Annotated in this window: 29 protein-coding genes and 1 tRNA gene; 14 read left to right on the top strand and 16 right to left on the bottom strand. The window is 61.1% G+C overall.

Annotation, left to right across the window (positions count from 1 at the left end):
• Positions 1 to 9: 9 nt before the first annotated feature.
• Both ACOCMH_RS22770 and ACOCMH_RS22765 read right to left on the bottom strand, forming a co-directional pair.
• Positions 10 to 351, bottom strand: a complete 342-nt coding sequence (locus ACOCMH_RS22770; RefSeq protein WP_427313122.1) for a hypothetical protein — start codon at positions 349 to 351, stop codon at positions 10 to 12.
• A 569-nt stretch (positions 352 to 920) separates the two neighbouring features.
• Positions 921 to 1,307, bottom strand: coding sequence for a hypothetical protein (locus tag ACOCMH_RS22765; protein WP_427313121.1), 387 nt, complete (start codon positions 1,305 to 1,307; stop codon positions 921 to 923).
• Positions 1,308 to 1,489: 182 nt separating this feature from the next.
• On the opposite strand from ACOCMH_RS22765, the gene ACOCMH_RS22760 reads away from it, so the two are divergent.
• The 3 genes from ACOCMH_RS22760 to ACOCMH_RS22750 all read left to right on the top strand — a co-directional run bounded on the left by ACOCMH_RS22760 (position 1,490) and on the right by ACOCMH_RS22750 (position 2,787).
• A complete protein-coding gene (locus tag ACOCMH_RS22760) occupies positions 1,490 to 1,750 on the top strand; it encodes a hypothetical protein (protein WP_171514753.1) in 261 nt (86 codons plus the stop codon).
• Between the two features lie 44 nt (positions 1,751 to 1,794).
• Positions 1,795 to 2,301: a cupin domain-containing protein gene (locus ACOCMH_RS22755; protein ID WP_427313120.1), complete on the top strand. Its 507-nt coding sequence runs from the start codon at positions 1,795 to 1,797 to the stop codon at positions 2,299 to 2,301.
• 261 nt (positions 2,302 to 2,562) lie between these two features.
• Complete coding sequence (locus ACOCMH_RS22750) at positions 2,563 to 2,787, top strand: DUF2188 domain-containing protein (protein WP_427313119.1); 225 nt, start codon at positions 2,563 to 2,565, stop codon at positions 2,785 to 2,787.
• A gap of 15 nt (positions 2,788 to 2,802) precedes the next feature.
• Here the strand turns inward: ACOCMH_RS22750 and ACOCMH_RS22745 are convergent, their stop codons facing one another.
• The 3 genes from ACOCMH_RS22745 to ACOCMH_RS22735 all read right to left on the bottom strand — a co-directional run bounded on the left by ACOCMH_RS22745 (position 2,803) and on the right by ACOCMH_RS22735 (position 4,180).
• The gene (locus tag ACOCMH_RS22745) at positions 2,803 to 2,943 is read right to left on the bottom strand and encodes a hypothetical protein (RefSeq protein ID WP_181487009.1); all 141 of its coding nucleotides are present in this window, start codon (positions 2,941 to 2,943) and stop codon (positions 2,803 to 2,805) included.
• A gap of 354 nt (positions 2,944 to 3,297) precedes the next feature.
• Entirely contained in the window at positions 3,298 to 3,558 is a 261-nt protein-coding gene (locus tag ACOCMH_RS22740) for a hypothetical protein (RefSeq protein ID WP_427313118.1), read from the bottom strand.
• Positions 3,559 to 3,574: 16 nt separating this feature from the next.
• On the bottom strand, positions 3,575 to 4,180 hold the full coding sequence (locus tag ACOCMH_RS22735) for a recombinase family protein (RefSeq protein WP_427313117.1): 606 nt from the start codon (positions 4,178 to 4,180) through the stop codon (positions 3,575 to 3,577).
• Between the two features lie 334 nt (positions 4,181 to 4,514).
• Between ACOCMH_RS22735 and ACOCMH_RS22730 the strand changes: the two genes are divergently transcribed.
• From ACOCMH_RS22730 to ACOCMH_RS22685, 10 genes are all read left to right on the top strand, one after another.
• Entirely contained in the window at positions 4,515 to 4,820 is a 306-nt protein-coding gene (locus ACOCMH_RS22730; RefSeq protein ID WP_427313116.1) for a BRO-N domain-containing protein, read from the top strand.
• Positions 4,821 to 5,115: 295 nt separating this feature from the next.
• A complete protein-coding gene (locus tag ACOCMH_RS22725; RefSeq protein ID WP_427313115.1) occupies positions 5,116 to 5,556 on the top strand; it encodes a hypothetical protein in 441 nt (146 codons plus the stop codon).
• 1,357 nt (positions 5,557 to 6,913) lie between these two features.
• Positions 6,914 to 7,135, top strand: a complete 222-nt coding sequence (locus tag ACOCMH_RS22720; RefSeq protein WP_427313114.1) for a DUF2188 domain-containing protein — start codon at positions 6,914 to 6,916, stop codon at positions 7,133 to 7,135.
• Between the two features lie 66 nt (positions 7,136 to 7,201).
• Entirely contained in the window at positions 7,202 to 7,423 is a 222-nt protein-coding gene (locus ACOCMH_RS22715) for a DUF2188 domain-containing protein (protein ID WP_427313113.1), read from the top strand.
• A 202-nt stretch (positions 7,424 to 7,625) separates the two neighbouring features.
• A complete protein-coding gene (locus tag ACOCMH_RS22710; protein WP_427313112.1) occupies positions 7,626 to 7,853 on the top strand; it encodes a DUF2188 domain-containing protein in 228 nt (75 codons plus the stop codon).
• An 864-nt stretch (positions 7,854 to 8,717) separates the two neighbouring features.
• Positions 8,718 to 9,353, top strand: coding sequence for a pentapeptide repeat-containing protein (locus ACOCMH_RS22705; protein WP_427313111.1), 636 nt, complete (start codon positions 8,718 to 8,720; stop codon positions 9,351 to 9,353).
• Positions 9,350 to 9,754 (top strand): hypothetical protein, encoded by a 405-nt coding sequence (locus tag ACOCMH_RS22700; RefSeq protein WP_427313110.1) that lies wholly within the window; start codon positions 9,350 to 9,352, stop codon positions 9,752 to 9,754. The genes ACOCMH_RS22705 and ACOCMH_RS22700 overlap by 4 nt, the downstream gene beginning before the upstream one ends.
• Positions 9,755 to 9,756: 2 nt before the next feature.
• Positions 9,757 to 10,071, top strand: coding sequence for a hypothetical protein (locus ACOCMH_RS22695; protein ID WP_427313109.1), 315 nt, complete (start codon positions 9,757 to 9,759; stop codon positions 10,069 to 10,071).
• Positions 10,072 to 10,600: 529 nt separating this feature from the next.
• Positions 10,601 to 11,248: a hypothetical protein gene (locus ACOCMH_RS22690; RefSeq protein WP_427313108.1), complete on the top strand. Its 648-nt coding sequence runs from the start codon at positions 10,601 to 10,603 to the stop codon at positions 11,246 to 11,248.
• Between the two features lie 235 nt (positions 11,249 to 11,483).
• Complete coding sequence (locus tag ACOCMH_RS22685) at positions 11,484 to 11,702, top strand: hypothetical protein (RefSeq protein ID WP_427313107.1); 219 nt, start codon at positions 11,484 to 11,486, stop codon at positions 11,700 to 11,702.
• A gap of 217 nt (positions 11,703 to 11,919) precedes the next feature.
• Here the strand turns inward: ACOCMH_RS22685 and ACOCMH_RS22680 are convergent, their stop codons facing one another.
• Positions 11,920 to 12,501 (bottom strand): recombinase family protein, encoded by a 582-nt coding sequence (locus ACOCMH_RS22680; protein WP_427313106.1) that lies wholly within the window; start codon positions 12,499 to 12,501, stop codon positions 11,920 to 11,922.
• 1,426 nt (positions 12,502 to 13,927) lie between these two features.
• On the opposite strand from ACOCMH_RS22680, the gene ACOCMH_RS22675 reads away from it, so the two are divergent.
• Complete coding sequence (locus tag ACOCMH_RS22675; protein WP_427313105.1) at positions 13,928 to 14,935, top strand: hypothetical protein; 1,008 nt, start codon at positions 13,928 to 13,930, stop codon at positions 14,933 to 14,935.
• Between the two features lie 601 nt (positions 14,936 to 15,536).
• On the opposite strand, the gene ACOCMH_RS22670 is transcribed toward ACOCMH_RS22675, so the two are convergent.
• The 10 genes from ACOCMH_RS22670 to infC form a co-directional block, all read right to left on the bottom strand.
• Positions 15,537 to 16,205, bottom strand: coding sequence for a hypothetical protein (locus tag ACOCMH_RS22670; protein ID WP_427313104.1), 669 nt, complete (start codon positions 16,203 to 16,205; stop codon positions 15,537 to 15,539).
• A 701-nt stretch (positions 16,206 to 16,906) separates the two neighbouring features.
• Complete coding sequence (locus ACOCMH_RS22665) at positions 16,907 to 18,589, bottom strand: tyrosine-type recombinase/integrase (RefSeq protein ID WP_427313103.1); 1,683 nt, start codon at positions 18,587 to 18,589, stop codon at positions 16,907 to 16,909.
• 134 nt (positions 18,590 to 18,723) lie between these two features.
• Positions 18,724 to 18,800, bottom strand: a tRNA-Pro gene (locus tag ACOCMH_RS22660).
• A gap of 55 nt (positions 18,801 to 18,855) precedes the next feature.
• A complete protein-coding gene (locus ACOCMH_RS22655; protein ID WP_427313102.1) occupies positions 18,856 to 19,281 on the bottom strand; it encodes a MerR family transcriptional regulator in 426 nt (141 codons plus the stop codon).
• Positions 19,282 to 19,395: 114 nt separating this feature from the next.
• Entirely contained in the window at positions 19,396 to 19,803 is a 408-nt protein-coding gene (locus tag ACOCMH_RS22650; RefSeq protein WP_171517236.1) for an integration host factor subunit alpha, read from the bottom strand.
• Between the two features lie 87 nt (positions 19,804 to 19,890).
• Positions 19,891 to 22,338: a phenylalanine--tRNA ligase subunit beta gene (pheT, locus tag ACOCMH_RS22645; protein ID WP_427313101.1), complete on the bottom strand. Its 2,448-nt coding sequence runs from the start codon at positions 22,336 to 22,338 to the stop codon at positions 19,891 to 19,893.
• Positions 22,339 to 22,397: 59 nt separating this feature from the next.
• Complete coding sequence (gene pheS, locus ACOCMH_RS22640) at positions 22,398 to 23,429, bottom strand: phenylalanine--tRNA ligase subunit alpha (protein ID WP_427313100.1); 1,032 nt, start codon at positions 23,427 to 23,429, stop codon at positions 22,398 to 22,400.
• Positions 23,430 to 23,668: 239 nt separating this feature from the next.
• The gene (rplT, locus tag ACOCMH_RS22635; RefSeq protein WP_008650487.1) at positions 23,669 to 24,025 is read right to left on the bottom strand and encodes a 50S ribosomal protein L20; all 357 of its coding nucleotides are present in this window, start codon (positions 24,023 to 24,025) and stop codon (positions 23,669 to 23,671) included.
• Positions 24,026 to 24,053: 28 nt separating this feature from the next.
• The gene (gene rpmI, locus ACOCMH_RS22630) at positions 24,054 to 24,251 is read right to left on the bottom strand and encodes a 50S ribosomal protein L35 (protein ID WP_006575466.1); all 198 of its coding nucleotides are present in this window, start codon (positions 24,249 to 24,251) and stop codon (positions 24,054 to 24,056) included.
• Positions 24,252 to 24,418: 167 nt separating this feature from the next.
• Positions 24,419 to 24,940: a translation initiation factor IF-3 gene (gene infC, locus ACOCMH_RS22625; RefSeq protein WP_171517362.1), complete on the bottom strand. Its 522-nt coding sequence runs from the start codon at positions 24,938 to 24,940 to the stop codon at positions 24,419 to 24,421.
• Positions 24,941 to 24,958: the final 18 nt, after the last annotated feature.

The following is a 24,958-nucleotide window of genomic DNA, read 5'->3' as shown; positions in this document are numbered from 1 at the left end:
GCCTGCGGCCTACTCGTCGGTGTCTGCGCCGATGTCCGCGTCGGCGTCGGCGCCGCGCGGACGCAGCTCGAGTCCGAGCAGGATCAGCAGCTCGAAGGCATCGGACAGCAGGTGCTTCTGCCTCGGCAACAGGCTGGCGTACGGCATGTCATAGATCGACTGGTGCGCCGAGCGCTCGCCCTTCAGGCCGCGGTCGCGTGCGATGTCCGACAGCAGCGCGGCAAACCCGGACAGGTCCTGCGCCGCCAGCGCCGAGTTCAACACCTTCGCGATAACTTCGGGCGAAGCGTTGGCCCAGCCCATGCGTTCGGCATTGGAAGCGGGGTCGTGGGGAAGGTCGGCAAAGTCCATGTTGTGTTTAACGGTCCTGCCTAAACTAGCTTAAGCCGCCAACGATGTGAATTTGACCCCACACAGGTGGGGTAACACGGCCTGCCGCCGGTGCCGGGCGCCGGTTCCGATTACCGCGGCGAGGGCTTGGCGCCAGTCTTCGCGCGGCCCCGTGCCGGTGGCTTCGCCTGCGATGGCCGCTTCGCCGGTGCCTTCTCCGCTACCCTCTCTGCTACCTTCGCAGGTCCCTTCGCCGCTGCCTTGGCGGCCACCTGGCGATACCTGGTGCTGCCATCCGCCGCCGTGCGAGCCTCGACGTGGTTGCGGGCCCCGCACTGCGGGCAGCGGAACACGAGTCCCTGGCCTTCATCGCGGATCTGCACTTCGTCCTGCTCCCAGCGAGCGCCGCAAGCCTGGTTCCCACAAACAAACATGAATTCTCCTGGAGGATTGTGCCAAGCGTTTGCCGGCACGCGCACGGCCCGCCACCGAAGCGGTCCGCGCGTACGCAGGCGCGATTATCAGGCCAGTCAGCGGCCAGCGGGCGATTTGCCGCAATTCCGCCGGCCTGGCCGGCACGGCCCGGACCTTCAACCATTGCGCTGCACCCATTGCTGGGCCCACGCAATCGCCGCGGAGCGCGCCTGCTCCGCGGTGGCATGGGTGGTCGGCGGCGCCCCGCCCTCCAGTACCACGGCGCCCGATTCCCAGATATCGCATAGCGCCTTGAACCGCCCCATGCCGAGCGCATGGCAGAACACGTGGATGACGAAGCCGCGGTATTCCACCACGTCGGTGGCGGCGTCGGTGAGCACCTGGTCCGAGGTGACATCGGCCGGCAGCAGCGGCGCGTCGGACTGATGCGGTTCGCGCTGACCGGCAGCGGTGCGTGCAGACCACGCCATTGCGCTGCCGGCGCCCGCGCCAAGCAGCACACCCAGTCCGAACCAGCAGGCTTTGCTTCCGCACCCGGCCATGGCATCTCCTGTGGCGACCCGGCGTTCACGGCAAGACAGCGTCATGGGCGCCTGTCATCGGTTTCAGGTTATACCAGGCTGCGCACAGGTACCGGCCGGAGCGCCGAAATTGAGAATCGGGAGGATGACCGAACGGCATGCCGCGGCTATACTGTACATCCATACAGTATCAGGACACTGCCATGCCCTTGTACCAGTCCGATTCCATCCTCCTTGAAGCCTATTACTTCGGCGACGACACCGAATCCGTGCGCCTGCGCTGCGGCAGTGTTTGCGTGAACGCCGGCGCCATCCTGGTCGACGGCATCGAGCCACGCCAGCTGCAATCGCTGCGCTGGACGCCGGACTTCCTGTCGTTCGAGGTGCAGGGCATGCGCCACCGCTATCCGGTAAGCCGCCCGGCGCTGGTCGGCCCCGCGCAGGCGCGCTTCGCCCTGCTTTAAGCTACGTCTTCCGATGCCGCCAATGCGCCGCGCGCCATGCCCCCATGCCAGACCTGAGCCCGACCGCCCGCCAACTGATCCTCGCACTCGAGCTGCAGCCGCACCCGGAAGGCGGCTACTACCGGGAAACCTATCGCAGCACGGAACGCGTCGCATGCCAGGACGGGCGCACGCGCGAAGCCTGCACCGCGATCCACTACATGCTTTGCGGCAACGACTATTCCGCCTGGCATCGCATCCGCTCCGACGAGCTGTGGCACTACCACGTGGGCTCGCCGGTGGACGTGCACCGGATCGTCAACGGCACCCTCGTCACCCAGCGCCTGGGCGACCCGCTGCGACATCCCGGCGCGGCCTTTCAGGCGTTGGTGCCGGCTGGCCAATGGTTTGCCGCCGAACGCGTGGACGCTGGCGACCACGTGGACTTTACGCTGGTCGGCTGCACCGTGTCGCCCGCCTTCCAGTTCAGCGAATTCGAACTGGCAAGCGCCGCGACGCTTGTCGGCCTCGTGCGCGGACATGACATGCGGTTGCAGAGGCTGCTCCGATAGCGCCGCAAAAAAACAGCCCGCCGCGGCGGGGTGCGGGCGGGCTGTTGAGTACAGCCAGACCAGTCTACGTGCACCCGCTTGGGGCCCATGCCCGGAGCATCCCCGTATCCCGGCGCCTTTTCAGATTTCCGGCCCGCGCGGGCCACGTTGTCAACGCGGGGAGCTGCGCCTCAAAAGACACTGGAGTTGTCAGACGGTCACCGATACCGGCCGCTGAAAGCAGCGTGGAGACTAGGGCATCTTCCACCACGGAGGTGCACCATGCCGACCAAAAACATCCACGTCGTACCGCTCGACAACGGCTGGGCCATTGAATCCGAAGATGGCGCGGGCGGGCGCCAACTCTACGCGACGCAAGAAGACGCGATCGCAGCGGGCACCGAGAAAGCCCGGCAGCTCCATGCAGAACTGCTCGTCCACGGCCGCGACGGCCGCATCCGGATGCGCAACAGCTTTGGCAATGATCCTCGCGATATCCCGGGCTGACCTGAGCACGGCGCGTCAGCCACCGCTGGCGCGCGGCCCCTCCACGCGCGCACGCGTCGCGTAATAGGCAAGCACCAGCGATGCGGTCAGTGCCAGGCCGGCTACTGCCAAGGCGATGCATGTGGTGCCGGCGATCCCGTTGCCCTTGTCCGTCATTGCCGCCTCCGTCGCGATGACAGGACGCGATGTCCTGTCGGGTGTGAAGTCCACTGTAGCCACCACTATAGGTGCAGCGGGCTGAATCGAAAAACAGCGACGCGCGACAACATGCAAAAGCGCGCATGAAAATAAAAAACCCGCTTGGCAATTCACCAAGCGGGTTTCTTTGTCTGGTCGGGGCGAGAGGATTTGAACCTCATCAAACCTACAGTGGAATAAGGCTTTCCGGGCGATGTGTCTGTCAAAACCGCCGTGCCAATTGACACAGTGTGATCCAGTGTAGCATGCCCGGCGCAAACAAAAAGAGCCCGCGTTTAGGCGAGCCCTTATGATTATCCGACGTGCCCGGTGTTACGTCGTGTGCCGCTCGACCAGCACGTCCACCATGATGGACTTGAAGAATTCGCTGTGCTCCGGCTCAGGATGACGGCCCCCCGATTCCCGCGCCTGCTGCTGCGCAAACTCGATCCCGTCTGAGAGAAGGGCTTCGCGACCGATTTGAACTCCCCACTCACGCCTCAAGCGACGCGCGGCGAGTCCAGCAGCTTGGGTAACCGCTGCAATAACGTGGGAGGGCAGGTCGTGTACGGTCGTTGCTTGCGTTGTGTTCATGGCGATCCTCGTTGAGTTATTTGGAACTTGTGTCGTCAGAATTGAGTGCGCGGGAAATCGTGGCGACCCCTACGCCAAAATGCTCGGCCAAGGCACGTACGGAGCCACCGTGTTCTGCGTGGTAGGCCCGGACCTCTGCATAGTCCACCGCAGGCTTACGTCCCTTGTACTTTCCCGCCTGCCTGGCAGCGGCGATGCCTTGGGCCTGATTTTCCCGGCGATACCGGTAGTCCGCCTCACCTTGCGCCGCTATGAATGCCAAAATGGCGTCCCGGACAGCCTTTCGTGTGGGGTCGGCTTCTTGCCCATCGAGCACCATGCCATTAAGAGTGCATTCCACGCGAACGCCCTTCTTCATCAATCGCTGCATCGTTTCGTGCAGTTCGTCATAGCGGCGCGAGATGCGATCTAGCCAGCGGATCACGAGAACACTACCTTTGCGTAGGCCTCGCTCTACGTGTTGCCATTGCGGCCGCTCGGACGGCGAAACGTGATAGCCGCCCACTCCCTCATCAATGAATACGTCGCTGTGTTTGATGCCTTGTTCGTCAGCATCGGCGTATTGGCTGGCAGCGGTCTGCCTGTCCAGAGCAGATACGCGCCCGTAGTAGATTCGTCTCATTCAGTGCCGCACTCCGTTCCGTTGAATTGATGTTCCGAATTATAGGCTGTTCCGAATTCATGTCAACCCTAGTGGAACACCAACCGAGGTGTGAACCCGACCCGTCGGCTCGGCCTTGCCTTCGCGCCGCTACGGCCCGTCTCGAATAAATCAGCACAAGGTAAGATCGCTGGGCTGCTCTATGTCTATAGGAGAAGCCCTCTACGTGTCCCACGGTGACACCTAAAGATGTCATGGGCCACCGTGCTCGTACGTGCCGTCATTGATTCGCAAGCAATACGATTCCATGTTCGCAGCAAAGGTAAAGCGAATCGCTGACAAGGAATCTGACACCATGAATCAAGTACAGAGCTTTGAGTTCACGCCGGGCCTCCGTCTCCGTGCGGTAGAGATCGACGGTGCGCCGTGGTTCGTCGCCGCCGATGTCTGCAAGGTTCTCGGACACCAGAACGTGACCCGAGACGTTGCCCGGCACGTGGACCCTGAAGATAAACGTACCGTTTCGGTAGGTTTGCGAGGAAAGGCGCCGACAGCGGTGAACGAATCCGGACTCTACTGCCTGGTCTTCGGCTCAACAAAGCCCGTGGCCCGCACATTCCGTCGCTGGGTCACCTCGGAGGTCCTGCCCGCCATCCGCTAGCGCGGTGTCTACTTCACCGACGCCAAGGCCCGCGAGGTTCTTGCTGACCCCGAAGCGGGCACGGCGCAACTCTTGGCTGACGCCCGTGCCCAGTTGGCCGAGAAGGACGCAGAGATCGCCAGGCTCCACGCCGATGTCCAAGACGCCGAGTGGGTCACGATGCTGACCTCGTGCGTAAGCGTGGCGAACCCTATTACGGTAGGCCGCGAATAAATCAGCACAGGGTGACTACCCTACGCCGCACCGGTTCATGCCACACACGCCGAGCACAAGCGCACCTCACTCTCTGAGCCGCGTGGGCCGCTCCGTTCCCGACGTGATCGACAAGGATATGGACGTCGCGCTGTCCGCCCTCGTGCAGCAGCCCGGGACTCCCTACGCGGCCCTGCGGGACTCATCGTCCCAGACGGGCTACGTGAACCCGCTGGCGTCCGATCAGGCCGCCTCGGACCTCGCCAAGATGCTGGCCTCGCCACGCATCCGCGACGTCTCCCATGCGCAGATGCCCGACCGGCTGAAGCAGAACATGGGCGCCGGCCTGACTGGCACAAACGGCCCCTGCCATTTCAACTACCCCGACGCCTACCAAATTACCGAGCCATCTACCGTCAATCCACCCCAGGCTCTCGGCTGTAACACGGGCAAGAGTGAAGCAGCGGCGCGTACCGGTTCACCGGGCAGTCGAACTTCATGTAGTCCCAGCCATAGGCCGGCTCCATGTAAATGCGCGGCTTAGAGCACGTATAGCAGACGAACTCCGTGGAGATTTCGTAGGTGGGACGCTGTGGCCCGGTAACGGTGAACGACATAGCCAGGCACTGTATATTCATACAGTATAGACATGCCTCTCTTATCTGGCACCACCTCGCCCACCAGCGCCTTTGCTCGTTACCCTGCCCCATAGGCCCAGACCGGGATCCGGCATTACATCCTGGATGAAACCGAGCAGCCGGTGCGGGTCTACGATTTTGGCACCCATGCTAGGTGGATGTCATGGGAGGGAAAGGGCTACCAGATCCGGGACGAGCTGCAAGGATTTGGCACCCCTGCCAATGCTGGGTATACATTCCTGGCGCACCGGCCTTAAAAATAACGGAGCGGCAAGGGAAGTAGTGATGCAACAACAGGCGTTGGCCGGTGAGAGGTGCATACCAGCGCCAGCATGGACGGAACCCCAGCCTTGTGCCTCTTTAGGCGCTATGACAAGTTCACATAGCACGGCGCCGACACCACCTAGGGCCGCCACGCCTGCGAGTAAAGACGTTATGAATGCGCCACGCCGGGTTCCCGACGCTCATCCTCTCCGCATAAAGCGGCTTACCAAGGGGCAATACCTTCGTGAAGCGCGTGACGCATGCCTAAGTTACAGCGTGCCGCTCGGCATCATAGGGCCATACAAGGCTCGGTCACTGAGTTGGAACACAAGTACTTACTACTACGTCTTCGGACAAGGCCTCGACGGCAACGCTCGGCTCGTCGAGGTTTTCCGGGTAAACGAAAAAGGCGAGTTGGAGCCCGTCCCTGCCTTCCAATACCCGGAACCCTTCAAGAACCTGTTCCCGACCGATTACTCCATTTTGTACAGCGACGACCCGTGGAACGGAGCATTTTCCTCAAGACAGGAGAAGCGAAGCTGAAGCCTGAAATGGACGGTTGATGGCTCAATCTGCATGTCGCGGCCTGGCACAAAAAAAAGCCCGCACTACGGCGGGCATTTTGGAAAGGGCAAAGGGGGAAGCGCTAGTTCCTCACATCACTGGCGCCCCGTCGATGCCCCGTGGGAGATCCTCTTTATTCTAGGCCCCCGACTCCGTCCCGCTATGGGGCTTTTGTCGGACTGGCGTCCGATAGCGTCCGCTGTCGTCGAGTAGAGAGTGGCCCCATCAACCTCCGGAGACAGCCATTGTCACCAAGTCCCACGATTTGGGGGATGTTGACAATCGCCATCCATGTGAGGATGTACGTGACGGTCTCCGCGAAGCCGGCTGCTTCATCGCCCTCGACCACTTGGCCGGGGGCTTTTTTCTAGGATCTGATACGGTCGACCAAGCGACGCGCAGAGACCGGCCAATAACTTCAAGGGGGAGCCGACCATGCCAGGCAGTAACGTTCACGTTGTGGCTACCGGGGACCGATGGGCCGTTGTCGTCGACGGAGGACACGGCCGCGAGATTTTTCAAACGCAGGAAGAAGCTATCGCTTCAGGCACGGAAAAGGCCAAACAGCGAAAGGGGGATCTATTGATCCACGGCCGCGACGGCCAGATCCGGGAGCGCAACTCGTTCGGCAACGACCCGCGCGACATCAAGAGGTGATACGCTTTCAGCACGGGGTGGCATCTGCCGCCGCAGCATTGCCTGCGACGACCTTAGGAGCAATCGGTGCCAGCGAAGAGTATTAACGTCGTGCCCGCCGAACACGGCTGGGCGCTCGAAATAGACGGCACGTCGGAGCCGCGTCAGATGTTTCCTACGCTCGAAGCCGCAATCAGTGCCGGTTGGGCGCGAGCCCGCCGGGAAAACATTGAGCTTCACATCCAGCCTCTGGCCGGTGGCGTGCGGCTTCGCGCGGAGAGCATCAATCCCGCAGACGTCGTTGGGTAGCGGTCACTATGGCTACAACCTGAAAGCAGGGGACGCGATTCGTAGTAAGCGGACGGCGTTTTGGCGACGTCTGCGGCTTCAATTGTGCGCCGCTTAATGCATATGTTGCCCTGCCTCGGCCAAAATGGTTCGCGTCCTATAGTCCCTTTTGGGATTTTCTCCTACAACTAAAACATGATCACTCCGACCAGGAGGGACTTGTATGGCAACGATCACCGTTCAGGTACGGCCTACTGAGGATGCTCGTTGGGCCGTTGAGATCGACGGCGTTGAACAACCCACCACCTACCCGTCGCGCAATGCCGCAATCGCAGCGGGCGTTCACAGGGCAATTGAGCATGATGCGCTCTTGATGATTCATGGTGTCGGAACGAAAGATAGCGAGCTGGACTTTCGTCGCTGCACCATGGCTCCTGCCAAGGAATATTGAAGGACCACAAGAGATTCAAGGGGAGTAGTAACTGCAGTAACCAATACGGGCCCTGACACGCAGTCAGGGCCCATTCCATTTTGGCCCTTAGGGCATGCCCTCGATGACTCCCCATGTGCCGTCATGGCTGACCTACGCCCGACGTTTCCAGTATCAGCAGCTGTCTCTCTTGATGCGAATCACGATGATGACCGCAGGGACTGAATAAATCAGCACAAGGTAGTTCTCTGGGTCCCTATTTATCTATAAGAGGTAGGGACCATGCTCTACGGGACCATGGCGACGGATATAGCTTGCAGGGCAGTCGCCATGGCGTCCGTGTTACTCATCGCCATCATTGAATGAGGAAATGAAGCCCCATTAGCGGCCAGCTTGAGCCTGCCTTGCACGTCCATTAACAAATCAGCACAAGGTAGAGGACCCTATTTTCTGCCAACGCCCCCATGGCGCTGGACTGACTACGCAGGACTCCGTGTGCTTCAAAGAAGTTAGTCCCAGCGAGACAGATGCTGGGACGGACACAAGCCCCCTCCCGATAAACCATCGGGCTCTGGGGAGCGAGTTGTGGTTGCAAGGAAAGAATGCGCACTACGGGAACTGTGCGCTCTCAGGGCAAACGTCGAGAGACGCCGCCCTACCCCTCATTTGCTGATCTGCCCCTACGAGCAGGTCGGTGCCCTACCCGGTCGGGACACCGGGTGTTTCGGTTGTTGTTCAGCTGCCCTGCAGCTTGGCCCCCGGCGTTCGCTGGGGGTCTATTTCCAATCGAGACCCGTCCCAAGACCTTCAAGACACCGCGCATCCCAGCGCGGCCCCGCGACCACGGGCGCCCTCCCGTGGAACCCCGAAACTCCCATTGATCCCATGTACCAACTGAAAATCCGTGGCCGGCAATTCTTCAATCCTGGCCTCGAACTCGTCGCGCCGGCTAATAGCCCGCAAGGCATCCGGGCGGCCCTTGAGCAGCACAGCCGCGAAGGCGGCAGTCTCGCACATCTGGACCTTTCTGGCCTAGACCTCCGCGAAGCCAAGTTCGCGGACAACACGAACTTCGAAGGCACGTCGTTCTACAGTGCCCGTTTGGATGGTATGCAGGCTCGCGGTGGCTATTTCGCTCACTGCGACCTCTCTTATGCCTGTATTAGCGCCGCAGACGTCCGAGGCGCGTGCTTCGTCTCCGCCCAGGCCGATGGCCTCATTGCGGACAACATTCTGGCTAAGAAGGCCAGCTTCAGCGGCGCTAAGATTCGCCGGGCTGTCTTCAATGACGCCGATCTACGATCCGCTGATTTCAGCCACGCAGACGCCCAGCAGGGGTCCTTCAAGGGGGCTGACATGCTGCTGGCAAACTGCGGTCGTATGGCGTTTGACTCGGACTGCATGGCAGGCACAAAGACACCGATAGATGTCATCCAGCGATACTCGAATACGCGCACCATCACATCGGACTTGCTGGAAAAGTACCCGCATCTCCGCGATGAACTGGAGGACGCCAAGTGAGCGCGAAGAACACCAAGGTCGTAAGCGCTCCCGAGTCACTGCGGGATAAGGCTACGTATGAGCGTATCCAGGCATTCCTGATTCCATTCAAGATCGCGCTTGATGACCCCTTTGGCGACCGTAACGAACTGGCCGAGAAACTGGCTGCTCTGGCGGAAGCATACTGGCCGGGTGAGCGCTCCTTGGGTGCATGGGGCGGTGCCGTCCATTGGGCCGCCAACGCTATCCGAGACCCGGCTTCGCCGCATTATGGTAGAGCGTGGGATACGCTGCGCCGCGTGTGTCAGGCCGTAGAAGCGTGCCTTCCGTCAGCGCATGAGAACCTCCCCGGCGCTCCTACCACTGTGGTGCCTAAGCTGACTCCCGTGGATCGCAGCTTTTGGGTCAACTACGAGGGCTGAACATGGATACGTTGCTCATCCGAGACCCGGCGACGGGTCTCTACCGTGAAGTCTATGCACATAACGGACAGCCTGTGCCCAGCTCGCGTAGCTACAAGTTTGCGGAGGCGCCTATAGAGCGCGATTCGTCCAGCGAGGCCCAGGCGAGCATTGGCAGCCATGCTTCCGTCCAATTCGACCTCTCCAAGCGAGATGAGCGGGACGGCACATATACGCCTGCTTATGCCGACCTCGTGGCAGCGAATATGGAGCACGTCTCTGTAATGGACAACGGACACTTCACGCCTGCTGGCAAAGACTTCGAGTTTTGCGACTAGGCGCTATGAAGACCTACACGCTCCTAGCTGACCGCCACAACCGAGTGACCTCAGTAATCTTCGAGGGATACACCTCGCCAGCCATGTTCTCCTATGCCACCCGCACGTTCGAATCGCACTCATTCGTGTGGCCTGGTCAGTTGGCACCTGCTGCGTTGGCATGTCTCACCGATAGCATTAACCCAAGCAATGTTGGTAAGACAGCCGGGGAACTTGACGGGCGCACGGAGTAGGGATGCCCGCCGGTCTACAGACATTTGACTCAGCGGGCAATCTGAAGCTGTCACTGGGAGACCGAGTTGGGCGGTTCACTGGTGCCGTGGTCACCAACGGAGCTGACGGTTCCATCACTATCCCCGGGACTGATACGGGTGAAGCGTTCTTCGTCCTCACGTCGTTGGAGAACCCGATAGGCTGGTTCTCCCCTCCGCTGGTGTCCATTAGCGGCTCCACGATCTCGTGGACCTACTTGCCGACGCCGGGCAACCCTCAGCGCATCAACTGCCTAATCCGTTACGGAGTCCACTGAATGACAGCCGGAATCACCGTCTTCAACGATTGGGGCACGGTCCAGATAGATGAAAACTGGGCCGCTATGTCGCTGCGCCATAAAACGCAGATTGCCGTGCAGACACCTGCAACTGGCGCACAGGCGTTCAACGGAAGCATTACGTTTGCTGCGACGTCCCCAATGGTCTTCTGGAAGGCGGACGCCCCGATCTACGCTCTAACATCAACGAACAACGGAAACGGGACGTGGACTTACACTTTTCGCGCTTCGGACCCGACGTTTGCCACTGTCTATGTCTTCGACACGCCAGAGTGGGCGACGCAGAACTACGGCCTCGAGATTTTCAACGCCTTCGGCGTGAAGGTCTTTGGGGATCAGTTGTCTCCGCTGAAGCTGGCGAAGGTCATCCCGATTGGGGCCGTCCCTCTGGTGTGGGCCGGGTTGCCCCTAGGCGACTATGCGGTCACTACAAGCGACCCCGGATTCAGGAGCGAAACCTACGCCGCCGACATCGAGAGGACCGCCGTGTTTTCCTGCGGGGCGCGGCACCTTGGCAATGGTGCCAGTTGCGACTGGGTACTAGCGCGTGACAGCATCCCGTTCGCCGTCAACTCCCAATCCTTTACCCCGAAGTTCCTGGTTATAGCCGATGTCGCAGGACTGTAGTTACGGGAAAATCTCAATGTCAGACAATCCTAACCTACCAGCATCACGGCAGAAGCGCCCATCTCGACAGCCCCGTGTCCCGGCTGCACACCTTCCGGTCACTGGAGAACTGCGCGGCCGGATGGCAAGCCTTCACGACCGCCGCCGCTCGGCTGACCCATGGCAACGGCGATTCGACCATGCCGCCCAAGTCGTTGAGATTCCCGACCGGTACGATGCGTCTCGCGTCATCCGTATGAAGATCACTGATTACCGCTATGTACGCGCCAAGTTTCCGAGGATCACGAAGACGCGCTGGGTCATCGACGCTTCAGGGGATGTCTTCGCTCCTGTTGCTGATACGGATGATGCAGTGTCAGTAGGCGCCATACTAAGCGACGCCAAGGACGGCGATTTGATCGACGTAACTGACGCGGAAACACTGTTCACCGCGCGTATTCGTCGGGCAGCGTGAGCGGCTTGGAGACCCACTTGGACCTCCGTGTTACTGGGTAGCACTGAGCCTATGAGGTCTTCGGTAGTGCGCCGTAAAAAAATCCCCAGAAAATGCGTGACATGGTGTGCCGGGCCGCGCGACGCGAATCCCCCCGTGCCGCCCCCGGGCGTTCATGGCAAGGCTAAGGGTCTCTCCCCACTCCGAGAGTGCCCAGCGAGTCCTGAGACCCTTGGGGTCAGCCGCGCACTGCCGCCGCGTACCGCTTGACCGTCGCGTCGCTGAGTCCGAAGTGCTTCGCCGTGGCGCTGATGGATGCCTGATTGTCCTTCCGCCACTGGATCACCATTGCGGCGTCAGCCTTCGGGGACTGGCCCAGCGAGAGCTTCCCGCGATGGGTGCGGCCCGTCGCAGCCAGTGCCTTCCGCGCGGCATCGCGGCCAGCTTCGGCCCGCTCATTGATCCGCTGGCGCTCAAGGTCCGCAACCTGAGCCAAGACTGCCACGATGATCTCTCCGACCCCCTTGGCAATCTGGCCGATCCCGTGGACGTCCAGTGTTACCCCACGGGTGATGAGGTCCCGGACAACCTTCTGAACGTCCAAGGCATCGCGCCCGAGGCGGTCTAGCGCGTAGACACGGATCACATCGCCCTCGCGGACAAAGGACAGCAGCTTGGCGAACCCAGGTCGCTGTTCAGCCGGTACGCCGCCGCTCACGCCTTCGTCGGAGAACTCGTGGTCCGCTACCCCGAGACGCTGGCGCTGCGCCTCAATGGACTGATCCTTGGTCGATACTCGGTAGTAGTTGATCGTTGACACAGGCACCCCCGGTGGCTCAGAAGATAGGGGGTCAGTATGCCTAGCTCAAATGATAGTGTCAACGACGGAGTGAGCCATAGTGATGAACCATAGCGCACAGGTAGTGACTATTGAGCTACCAGTCTTCGGGCGTGGGCACTTAGGCCTGGCGGGATGTACCGCCGCTAGATCATCGTGGTCGTCCTGGCTCTGGGGGCCTTGACCACCAGCGGAGCTACAAGTCTTCGGGCGGTGCACGCGGATGTACCCCGCTTGTCAATGGGCATCTACGCGCCCGTGGGGCCCCCAGAAGCCATGAGATCGCCTAGCTGACCCAGTGCCTCGCAGAGACAACGGCGCCCTTAGGTTTAACCACGCGCATTTGCTCGCACCTGTCTTGTGGTGCAAGAGACAGAAGGCCCTTAGGCCGCTCGGGGCTTCGCCCTCGCACACACATACCGCACGGCCTCACATGACAGTCCGAGGTGATTCCTGCGATCCCATTTTTTTTCACAAGAGACAACACATGGCATTGAAGAAATGCGGTGGCCCGTGTGGCCGCCTGCTTCCAGAAGACGACAGCCACTTCTACCGGTCCCCAGGAGACAACCGCAACTTCCGGGGAAGCTGCAAGACATGCTGCCGTGCAGCTGCTGCCGCGAACTACCAAAAGAACCCGCAGAGACACAACAGGAGGACCAGCGCTGCCCGCGCTATTCGTGTTGCCAATGGAGGTAAGGCGTGAGCACGGCCGAAGCAGTCCGCGTATGTGGGGGGTGCAATCTTCCGAAACCCGTCTCCAACTACTACGGCAACAAGCGGCTATGTAAGGTCTGCATCAGCGTCAGGAACAAGCGGCTCTACCAAGAGCGATACCGCAACCGATACCAAGAGAAGCGTGACGTCCTGATTGGGAACGCTAAGCTACGGCGGGAACGGCAGCCAACCGAGTACACGGCTTGGGTCGATATGATCCAGCGTTGCACCAACCCGAAACAGGAGTCCTACGCGGACTACGGGGGCCGAGGGATAAACGTGTGTCCCGAGTGGCGAGAAGACTTTAAGCGGTTCTTGGCGGACATGGGGCCTCGCCCGAGCCCCAGGCACTCCTTGGAACGCCGGGACATCAACGGACCCTATTGTCCCGACAATTGCCGGTGGGCCACAAACATCGAGCAGCAGAACAATAAGCGGAACAACGTCGTGAGCCTTGCGGACGGCCTCGATGGGCCCACGTTCACAGCGGCGGAGCTTGGGCGATTCATGGGGATGAACCCCCAGTTCCTGCGCTCACTGGACCTAAACTGGCATAGGGATGGCGAGCCAATCCCTCCATTGCCATGTCGAGCCCTGCGACGCTCTAAAAACCCTTTGAGGGGCTGATAATCGTCCGTAGGCACACCGAAGATTATGTATCATTACTTCACTTTCTATGACGGGGACACCAATGACCGAAACCTACGACACTGCCGTAAAGTCTATTACGAGAATGCAGCAATTCGAGGCGTCAAGCTTGGTACGTCGAGAGGACCTAGGTGCATTGAATTTCCAGGATGCCGTCAAGCCAGCACAGAAGCTTATCGAGTTGTACAGGCGAGTAACCCTGTCAACCCTAGAGGACCTGCCGGACTCCCTGTTGCAGCCGATAACAAACGTCGCCAATGCGGACTTCAGCACGTTCGAGGCCATCCTGAAGTTCAGCATGGACGACAGCAACCCGAGGGCGAACCGCGATAACCTCATTGAGCGCGTAAAGGCGAGCTACCAGACCACTTTCACAACCTTGTGGCAGTACATTGCATATGGCGTAAGCAAGGCTACAGATGTGCAGCTGCTTGAATCTGAAGCCCGAGGTGTGATTCAAGGCATCAAGGACAAGGCTTCGGACATTACTGATGACCTTGATAAAGCGAGGGCAGACGCCGGGGGTATTCTGGCAGAGGTCCGGCGCGTCGCCGCCGAACAAGGTGTGTCTCAGCAGGCATTATATTTCCACGATGAGGCACAAATGCATAAGGAGGAAGCGGGAAGCTGGCAAAAGTGGGTGTACGGCACCGCAATCGCGGTAGGTGTCTTCGCCCTCTTGACAATTATTGCCGCGTATATTCCTGCCCTTGAACCTCATTCCAGCTTCCAGGCTATTCAATTGGTCGCGGGTAAAGTCATGGTTTTCGCTACCTTAGCCTATCTGCTTGGTGTTTGCGTAAAGAACTTTCAAGCTCATCGGCACAACGAAATCATCAACAGGCATCGCGAAAACGCCCTGAAGACGTTTAAGGCACTAGCGGACGGCTCAAGGAACCCTGACAATAAGGATATCGTACTTACTCATGCTTCTCAGTGCATCTTTTCTGCTCAGGATACGGGATACACAAAATCTGCGGCGAACGAGTCGGGGAGCAGCGTGAAGTCAGTCATTGAGCTACTGCCGAAAGCACTAGGGAAGGCGGAGTGAGCGTGAAAGCTACGTGATACTGAAGAGTACGGCGTTAGCGGAGGGTTGGACTGGGATTTCCGGGTAACTTATACCACCTCGTGTATTAGGCCCATACTCCGCAGCATGTGCATCGAGGCTTATAGCAAGAGGCTAGGCCGCCTGCCGCATAGGAGGGAAGAATTGGCGGCCGCTTGCTGCTCTAGTGCGCTAGTGGCGTCAGGCTCCGCCGCTGAAATCTCCAGGTTTTGCGATAAGTCACCCATTGCTGATTCGGTTGAGTACAAATTCGGTGGAGGGGGCGAAGTTGGGTGCGTTTGCTTGTACGCCCTTGTAGGCGTGGCCCGTATTGCTCATTCGCTTCCCGGCCATCAATGTCTGCACAACCTCAAGTCACCAGCGTCTGCGCTCATTCTGCAAGCGCTCGCGCCGCTCCCTAGGCCTGGCTGCTGCCCGCAGGAGCGGTGCCCGATTTCTAGGCGTCGTCCTTTAGCTCGCCCAATGCAGGACTTCCACGCGCCACCAAATCTTCCGAAGAGCCAGACTACGCGGATCGACAGGGGGTACGCGCGATCTCTGCAACCCGCTGCGCCATCATCGGGCGAACCGGCCCAAGTGCTCTTCATAGGCCGCCGGGATATCGAGTACGGAAGTCGTCTCTGGGAATTCGGCCTGCTTTAACGAGTTCTTCGTATCGCTTCGCTCTGGCGAACGCGTTGATGACGTGGTCGCCGGTATGGTCCATTACGAAGTGCTCGTATGCAGTCGTTCCGCCTGTGTATTTAAGTTCTACGCAATGCATCACGGCCCGGAGAGCGGTCAGGATGGTTTCAATTTCGCGCCGCGACGGCCCATGTAGCGGCTCTTCCCGTGCCCCGAGTAGCGTTTTGAGGTCACTGTGGGCGAGCCATTTATTGCGCCGGTTTCTGACCGCCTTACTTGCGGATTCAAATGTCTCAAGCAGCGGCTCCATTTGATCGGCCACATCGGTCTCGCCTGCGTTGCGTAGTTCGACCTGTAGCCGCCGGAGGGTCAGGTTCCTGTTTTGCCCAGATGCAGCACGATCTCCCAATTTGCTAACCGCTATTTGCACGTCACGCAACAGCACGTCCTGCAAGATAGACGCGACGGTCCCTGCTGTTTCATTGAACAGATCAACGCGGTCTTTGCTGGTACCGAAAAGTTGGCGATAAATGATCCAGCGGCCATGTAGCCAAACGACGTCGGCTGAAATGGTCGCCCATATTTCTCGGATGGGCTCTGGGAAGCGATGGTCAACCGGTTGGGGCATGTGAAATCAAGGATTAGGCTTGGGCTGTTGTATTAATTGCGCAACCTCACGCAGAAGATCCACGCCACGCTGCATGTGCTCCGAGGCTTCCAGCAAGAGGTCAGCCACACGCCCAGTATCCGGGAGATTGCCAGCGCCTTGCTGCTTTAGTCGGCCAGGAACCGCATTGCGCTGAGGAACCTCCACGCGCGTTCCCTTATGCAGTACCACATCAACATGATGTGGAGGGCTTGTGGCTATCGGAGACACCTTCGCACGCTTGTATGCCCACTGCCTGATGGTTCCGGGACTCGCTAGGCCATCTGGTAGCTCCCCAAGACTTGCCACGTTCGACGCAAACCATATCGCGTCTTGACGTGCCGATCTTGGTACATCTTCAAAGCCGCTAGCAGTTAGCCATGCATAGTAAGCGTGGTCCGTCTTAGCCATCCGCTTACCTACTATCAACGCCTGTCCAACCTGCAGCCACCACCGTCGATGATTGCGCTCGGACTCGCGGCGACGTTCCTTAGCCTTAGCCCCCGCACCTCGGGAAAGGGCGCGCCTTCTGGGGGCGTCTTCTTTTAGTTGTTCCCATGCAATCTTTCCCCGTGCCACCAATGTGCGAGATTCGACTTCGGATGCGACGGCTGCCACTGAATTCATGTTGTGTCTGTGGTTAATCCATTGCAGCGCTAGAACCAAGTGAGCCGCCGCAAAACTTACTTAGCTTTTTGGGGCCAGCTAACGCGGTCCAGTGCCTCAAGCATGATCGGGATCGAAGCATCTGCTGTGTACACTTTGCGGCCAGCCGACCCCTGAGCACTATGGCCGGTAATGGAATCCATTGTGGCCTCCCCCACATGCTTCTCGGCCAGTGCTGACCGGAGCCAATGGCGAAACTTATGCGAGCCCTCCAGCCTGCCCTGCGGGAGCGCAGCGGCTGCCCGGAACTGCCGGAACCATTGCCCCATTGTGTCGCCAGGGCCTCGGGCCCTCCCACAGGCTGACGGGAAGGCGGGCCCGGTGCCGCCCATGGTCGCCTGTAGCCACTGAGCGAACCACGGGTCGTCCCGAAGATGTCCAGCTAGTGGGACGACGCGAGACTCATCAGTCTTCACGGTGCCCGCATCGGGGGTAATCCGTATGACTACGATCCCGCTGCGGGTCTGGAAGTCCTCCTTCCGTAGCTGCGCGATTTCCCCAATACGGGCGCCGGTATGCAATAGCAGAAGCAACGCGGCGCGGCCATCGGTCGGAGCCACGTCCTGCCACTGAGGAGTTTCGTCCATTCGTTCCGAGAACAATGGATGGGAAAGCATGCGTCTTAGCTCATCGTCGGTCCAAGGCTCTCTGGTTTTGGCTCCGACCGTCTTATCGAATGAGAGATCGAGGGGGTTCCGCTCCAGCAGGTCAGCCTTCACCGCCACGTTGACCAGTGCCGTGATACAGGCGGCGTGGTTGCTGGCAGTCTTACGGGTCCAACCGCGCTCAGGGGCAAGCAGAAAGTCGACGAAACGCGCCCCCACGGTCTTTGTAAGCGCGGAAAGGGGCACGAGACCCACCGCCTGCTCAAACAGTGCCAGCGCCTTCTCGCTGCGTCCTACGGCGTTTTCTTTGGGGGCATTGCGGGAGACCCACATGGGCACAACGTCCCTGAGTGTCTTGGGCGCCTCCTCGGGCTCTTCGGGCATCGCCACGTTCGGCACAGGCGGCGCTTGGGGCGTCTCTACAGGTTCCCCGGAATCTCGTTTCTCCACGTTCTGCCATGCTCGCACCATGGCCCCGAGTATTCGTTGCAGGGACATCCGGGCCTGCGGCTGAGTCCAGTCCACGCGGATCGACAGTGCAGCGCACGCGGCCTCAGAGACTCGCCTCGCTGCGTCGAGCCTCCCCACCATCATGTCCGTTCTCAGCAGGCGGACGATGGCCCTATGGATGTCACTGGCATTCTCGTATTGCTCGGGGTCGAGGTACTCGCCGACAGCGTCCCACGCTTCATGGAAGACCGGTCTGCCCGTGAAGATGCCTCGGGAGGCTGTGGAATGAACCATGTCGGCAAAATAGCGCGGGTTGCTACGTAGAAGATCGTCTAGAGCAAGTACATCCCGCTCAGTCTTCTGCACGATGTAGTCGATCAAGTCTTTCGTGATCGGCGTGGGGGCAGCAGAACGGGCACCTGCCCGCATATCTTCGAACTTGCGCCGGTACTCAGCGATGATCGAGTGAGCCCGTGCGGCCGCTTCATTGCGGTCCCTAGTTCCAAGACTTGCCCGGTAGGCATCCGTGGCTGGCTTGCCGTTTGACTGCGAAGGCCAAAGGTGTCGGATGTCCTGGGGGACGCCGATGCGAAGGTGGAAGGTGGAGCCTCTGAGATGGACTCCGGCAGGAAGGGCTACTGGCATGGCTTGTGGCATCTCCGCATTTTTGCACAGCGGATTGACACACTCCATAGACACACCCGAAAACGGAAAAGCCCGGGAACCCTTGCGTGTACTGGCTTTCCCAATACTGGCTTGGATTCCCGGGCCTTATGTCCTGGTCGGGGCGAGAGGATTTGAACCTCCGACCACCTGCACCCCATGCAGGTACGCTACCAGGCTGCGCTACGCCCCGAAGCAAAAGATTATATCAGAAGCATTTCTCGTATGACTAGCTCCTGACGTGGAAATTATCCGTGCTTCGCAATCTCGCGAAGCTGTGCCAACAGGTGCTGCACGTCGACCAGCGCATTGCGCAAGCCGGCGATGTCGACCGACAGTGCCGGCGCCTTGTCCGCGGCGGCTTCCATCGACTCTTGCGCTGCCGTCGCCGCGCTGTGATGACGGCCCTCGTCGAGGCGGTTGCGCGCGCCGTTGATGGTGAAGCCCTGCTCGTAAAGCAGCTCGCGGATGCGGCGGATCAGCAGGACTTCATGGTGCTGGTAATAACGGCGGTTGCCACGGCGCTTGACCGGCTTGAGTTGCGTGAACTCCTGTTCCCAGTAGCGCAGCACGTGCGGCTTGACGGCGCAAAGCTCGCTGACTTCGCCGATGGTGAAGTAGCGCTTGGCCGGGATTGGCGGCAACGCGATGCGGTCACTGGGTTTGTCCGACATGCAGTGTGTAGACGAGCGTCAGGCCATGCCGGCCAGAAGGTTGGCGCGCCTCGCGCGCGCCCAGAAGCATACCGATGCCGGCTTCGGGAAGCAATCCGCCGTTCGGGTGACGGGTCAGCCGGCGATGCCGGCGCGTTCTTCGACCAGGCCCTTGAGCTTCTGGCTGGCGTGGAACGTCACCACGCGGCGCGCGGTGATCGGGATGACTTCGCCGGTCTTGGGATTGCGGCCGGGCCGCTGCGGCTTGTCGCGCAACTGGAAGTTGCCGAAGCCGGAAAGCTTGACGCTGTCGCCCTGCTCCAGCGCTTCACGGATGACATCGAAGAAGGCCTCGACCATGTCCTTCGATTCCCGCTTGTTCAGGCCGACCTGGTCGAACAGCATCTCGGCAAGCTCGGCCTTGGTCAGCGTGGGAACTTCGGTCGCGCGGGCGTCCGGCATGGCTTCGTCAAAGGATGCTTGCCGGTCGCTCATCTCACCCAGTGCTGCAGCGGTCATGGAATTCGCGTCTCGATCATTCATGTCGATCGCTCGAGTGTCTGTCTGGCGATCCGCCCGGGGCAGGCCCGGGCGCCCTGTTTATCGCGCTGCGTCGGTCATGGCGACCGATCAGCCGCGCAGCCGCGCCTGGAAGGCTTCGGCCAGCGCGTCGACCATGCAGCGCACCGCGCTGTCGACGGTTTCGTCCTGGAGGGTCGACCCAGTATCTTGCAAGGTCACCCGGAACGCAAGGCTTTTCTCGTCCGCGCCGATGGCCGTGGAAGCCCCCTTGGGACGGAACTCGTCGAACAGCACCAGGCCCTGGCAGAAGCGGCCATAACCCTGTTTTTCCAGCGCCGCACGCATGGTATCGAGCAAGTTCTGCACGCGTACCGATTGCTTCACGACCACGGCGAGGTCACGCACGGCGGCCGGGAACTTCGAGATCTCGGTGTACGCCGGCAGGCCGGCGCCGCGCAGCGCGTCGAGCTGCAATTCGAACAGCACCGGCGCATGCGCCAGCTCATATTCCTGCAGCCAGCGCGGATGCAGTTCGCCGACCACGCCCACCGGCTTGCCGTCGAGCAGCACGCGCGCGGCGCGGCCCGGATGCAGCGCCGGGTGCGCTACCGGCTCGAAGCGCGGCACGCGCGGATGGAACAGCGCCTCGACATCGCCCTTCACGTCGAAGAAGTCGACGTTGCGCGTGGCGATGCCCCACTGCTCTTCGAACGCCGGGCCGTAGGCAATGCCGGCGGCCATCATCGGCTGGTCATACCCGGCCACGGTCAGGCCGCCGTCGTCGACCTTGGCGTCGCGATGGAACACGCGGCCCACTTCGAACAGGCGCACGCGCGCGGCCTTGCGGTTCAGGTTGTAGCGCACCTTGTCGACCAGCCCGCCGATCAGCGTCGAGCGCATCACCGCCAGCTGGCTGGCGATCGGGTTCAGCAGGCGGATCGGCTTGTCGTTGGCGGCGAAATCACGCTCCCACTTCTCTTCGACGAAGGCGAAGTTGATCACTTCCTGGTAGTCGCGCGCGGCCACGGCGTGGCGCACCACGTGGGTGGAGCGACTGGCTTCGTTGGTCGGGCGCATTTCGCTTTCGGCAACCGGCGGGCGCGCCGGGATGCGCTCGAAACCGTAGATGCGCGCGACTTCCTCGATCAGGTCTTCCTCGATCTCGATATCGAAGCGATAGCTCGGCGGCGTGACCTCGAACACTTCGCCTTCGGCGCCCTGCGCGCGCGTGAACGGCAGTTGCAGACGCTGGAACACGTCGGCGATGGCCGCCGGCGACAGCTCGATGCCAAGCACGCGCTCGGCGCGCGCGACGCGCAGGCTGACCGGCTTGCGCACCGGCAGGTTGACCACGTGGTCGTCCACCGGGCCGGCCTGGCCGCCGCAGATCTCGAGGATCAGTGCGGTGATGCGCTCGATATGCTCGACCGTGGTGGCGTAGTCGACGCCGCGCTCGAAACGGTGTCCGGCGTCGGTCGAGAAGTTGTAGCGGCGGCTGCGGCCCTGGATCGCGGCCGGCCACCAGAAGGCAGCCTCGAGGTAGATGTCGGTGGTATCCAGCGTGACAGCGGTGCTGTCGCCGCCCATGATGCCGGCCAGGCTTTCGATTACCTTGTCGTCGGCGATCACGCCGACCTGCTCGTCGACCTCGATGGTGTTGCCGTTCAGCAGCTTGATCTGCTCGCCCTTGCGGCCCCAGCGCACGTCCAGGCCGCCGTGGATCTTGTGCAGGTCGAACACGTGCGAGGGACGGCCCAGTTCGAGCATCACGTAGTTGGAAATGTCGACCAGCGCCGAGACGCTGCGCTGGCCCGAACGCTCCAGCCGCTGCACCATCCACAGCGGGGTGGCGGCGCGTGCGTTGACGCCGCGGATGATGCGGCCGGAGAAGCGGCCGCACAGGTCAGGCGCCGACACCTTGACCGGCAGCTTGTCCTGGATCGTCACCGGCACCGGCGCCATGTCGGGCAGGTTCAGCGCGGCGCCGGTCAGTGCCGACACTTCGCGCGCCACGCCGTGGATCGACAGGCAGTCGGCCTTGTTCGGGGTCAGCTTGATGACGAAGACCTGGTCGTCGAGGTCCAGGTACTGGCGGATGTTCTGGCCCACGGGCGCGTCTTCCGGCAGCACCATCAGGCCGCCGTGGTCTTCCGACAGCTTCAGTTCGCGCGCCGAGCACAGCATGCCGTAGCTGTCCACGCCACGCAGCTTGCCGACCTTGATCTCGAACGGCTTGCCGCCGTCTTCGCCCGGCGGCAGCACCGCGCCCACCAGCGCGCACGGCACCTTGATGCCGGGCTTGACGTTGGGCGCGCCGCAGACGATCTGCAGGGTCTCGCCGGTGCCGGCATCGACCTGGCACACGTTGAGGCGGTCGGCGTTGGGATGGCGCTCGGTCGACAGCACGTGCGCGACCACCACCTTGTCGAACGGCGGCGCGACCGGGCCCACCTCTTCCACTTCCAGCCCGGCCATGGTCAGGCTGTGCGACAGCGCGTCGGTAGAGATCTTTTCAGGGTTGGCGAAGGTGCGAAGCCAGGATTCCGAGAATTGCATGGCGCTTCTGATCCGGTAAGTATTCTGTGTAGTCGGTGACGAATTTGACGCGGCGCCGCTCAGGCGAACTGGCGCAGGAAGCGCACGTCGCCCTCGAAGAACAGGCGCAGGTCGTTGATGCCATAGCGCAGCATGGTCAGGCGCTCGAGGCCGGAGCCGAACGCGAAACCGATATAGCGCTCGGGATCGAGGCCCATGTTGCGCAGCACGTTCGGGTGCACCTGGCCCGAACCGGAGATTTCCAGCCATTTGCCATTGCCGAAGGCCATGTCGATTTCGGCCGACGGCTCGGTGAACGGAAAATACGACGGACGGAAGCGCACCTGGATGTCGTCGCGCTCGAAGAACTTGCGCAGGAAGTCGGTGTACACGCCCTTCAGGTCGGCAAAGCTGACGTCCTCGCCGATCCACAGGCCTTCAACCTGGTTGAACATCGGCGAGTGGGTGGCATCGCTGTCGACGCGGTAGGTACGGCCCGGGCAGATCACCTTGATCGGCGGCATCGCCTTGCCGGCGTACTTCTCGACATGCATCTTTGCGTAGCGCACCTGCATCGGGCTGGTATGCGTGCGCAGCAGCAAGAGCTTGTCGTCGCTGTCGCGGCCGTCCACATAGAACGTGTCCTGCATCGAACGCGCCGGATGGTTGTCCGGGTTGTTCAGCGCGGTGAAGTTCATCCAGTCGGTTTCGATCTCCGGGCCGTCGGCCACGTCGAAGCCGATCGAGCCGAAGATCTGCTCGACACGCTCCCAGGTGCGCATCACCGGATGCAGGCTGCCGCGGGCCACCGCGCGGCCCGGCAGCGTGACGTCGATGGCCTCGGCGGCCAGGCGCGCATTCATCAGCGCGTCGGCCAGCGCCTGGCGTCGCGCCTGCAGCGCAGCCTCTACCTGCTGCTTGACCTGGTTGATGCGCGCGCCTTCCGTCTTGCGGGTTTCCGGGTCGAGCTTGCCCAGGCCCTTGAGCAGTTCGGTCAGGGCGCCGGTCTTGCCCAGGAAGCGGGCCTTTTCGTTTTCCAGCGTGGCGTTGTCGTTGGCGGCGGCGAAGGCGGCCTGGGCAGCGGCGACAATTTGATCCAGATCCTGAGACATGGCGGCGGTCGTGGCGTGTTCTGGCGTCGGTCGGCGCGGAGCCGGGGCGACGTGGGGTTGGCACTACGTGCGGTATGCGTTTCCGGATGCCGTCTCGAGGACAGACGCAAAACAGTATCCGGAACCGCAAATGAAAACGGGGCTCGGTGAGGAGCCCCGTTTCAGCGGACCTTGCGGTCAGCGGTCGACCTTGCGGTCGGTGCTTGCCCGACGGCGCTTACGCGCCGCCGCAGCCGGCATCAGGCAACGGTGGCTTTCACCTGGTTGACGATGGCGGCAAAGGCAGGCTTGTCGTGAATAGCCATGTCCGACAGCACCTTGCGGTCCAGTTCAATCGAGGCCTTCTTCAGACCGTTCATGAACACGCTGTAGGTCATGCCATGCTCACGCGTCGCGGCATTGATACGCGCAATCCACAGCGCGCGGAACACGCGCTTCTTGTTGCGGCGATCGCGGTACGCGTACTGGCCAGCACGCATGACCGCCTGCTTGGCGATGCGGTAGACATTATTGCGACGGCCGCGGTAACCCTTGGCAGCGTCGATGACTTTCTTGTGGCGGGCCCGTGCAGTGACCCCACGCTTTACTCGAGGCATGTAATTCTCCTTTCGTTGTCGTCAGGGGTTATGCGTAAGGCATCATCGCGCGCACCGACTTCAGGTTCGTCTCATGGACGTCCTGGGTACCGCGCAGTTGACGCTTGTTCTTGGTGGTCTTCTTGGTCAGGATGTGACGCTTGAAGGCCTGGCCACGCTTGAACGAACCGTTCGGACGGGCAGTAAAGCGCTTGGAGGCGCTTTTCTTCGTCTTCATCTTCGGCATGAAAAACTCCAGCTCATATGACATGCATGCAGGTGGACGGCTCACGCCGACGCTTGCAAGACCCGCATCCACTTGTTGTTGCACGATGGCCCTTGCGGACCGCGCGCGATTTCCGCACGAAGCAACGCCGGGATGCCTGGCATCCCGGCCGCTGCACCGCGCAGGAATTACTTCTTCTTCTTGGGGGCGATCACCATCACCATCTGGCGCCCTTCCATCTTCGGCATCTGCTCGACCTGGCCGATTTCTTCCAGGTCCGCCTTCAGGCGTTCGAGCACACGCACGCCGATTTCCTGGTGCGCCATCTCGCGACCACGGAACCGCAGCGTGATCTTGGTCTTGTCGCCATCTTCCAGGAAGCGCTTCAGGTTGCGCAGCTTGACGTTGTAGTCGCCATCATCCGTGCCCGGCCGGAACTTGACTTCCTTGACCTGGATGATCTTCTGCTTCAGCTTCGCCTCGTGGGCGCGCTTGGCTTCTTCGTACTTGAACTTCCCGTAATCCATGATCCGGGCGACGGGAGGAACCGCGTTCGGCGCGATCTCCACCAGGTCCAAGTCCTTATCTTCAGCCAGCCGGAGCGCGTCCATGAACTTGACGATGCCGAGCTGCTCGTTATCAACCCCTACCAGGCGCAGCTCAGGCGCGCTGATTTCCCGGTTGATGCGATGACCTTTGTCCGTAGCGATGTTGCGTTACCTCAAGAA

It is taken from the genome of Cupriavidus sp. H39 (assembly GCF_050271075.1).
Lineage (GTDB): Bacteria > Pseudomonadota > Gammaproteobacteria > Burkholderiales > Burkholderiaceae > Cupriavidus > Cupriavidus necator_B.
This window is presented reverse-complemented; position numbering and strand designations above follow the sequence as displayed.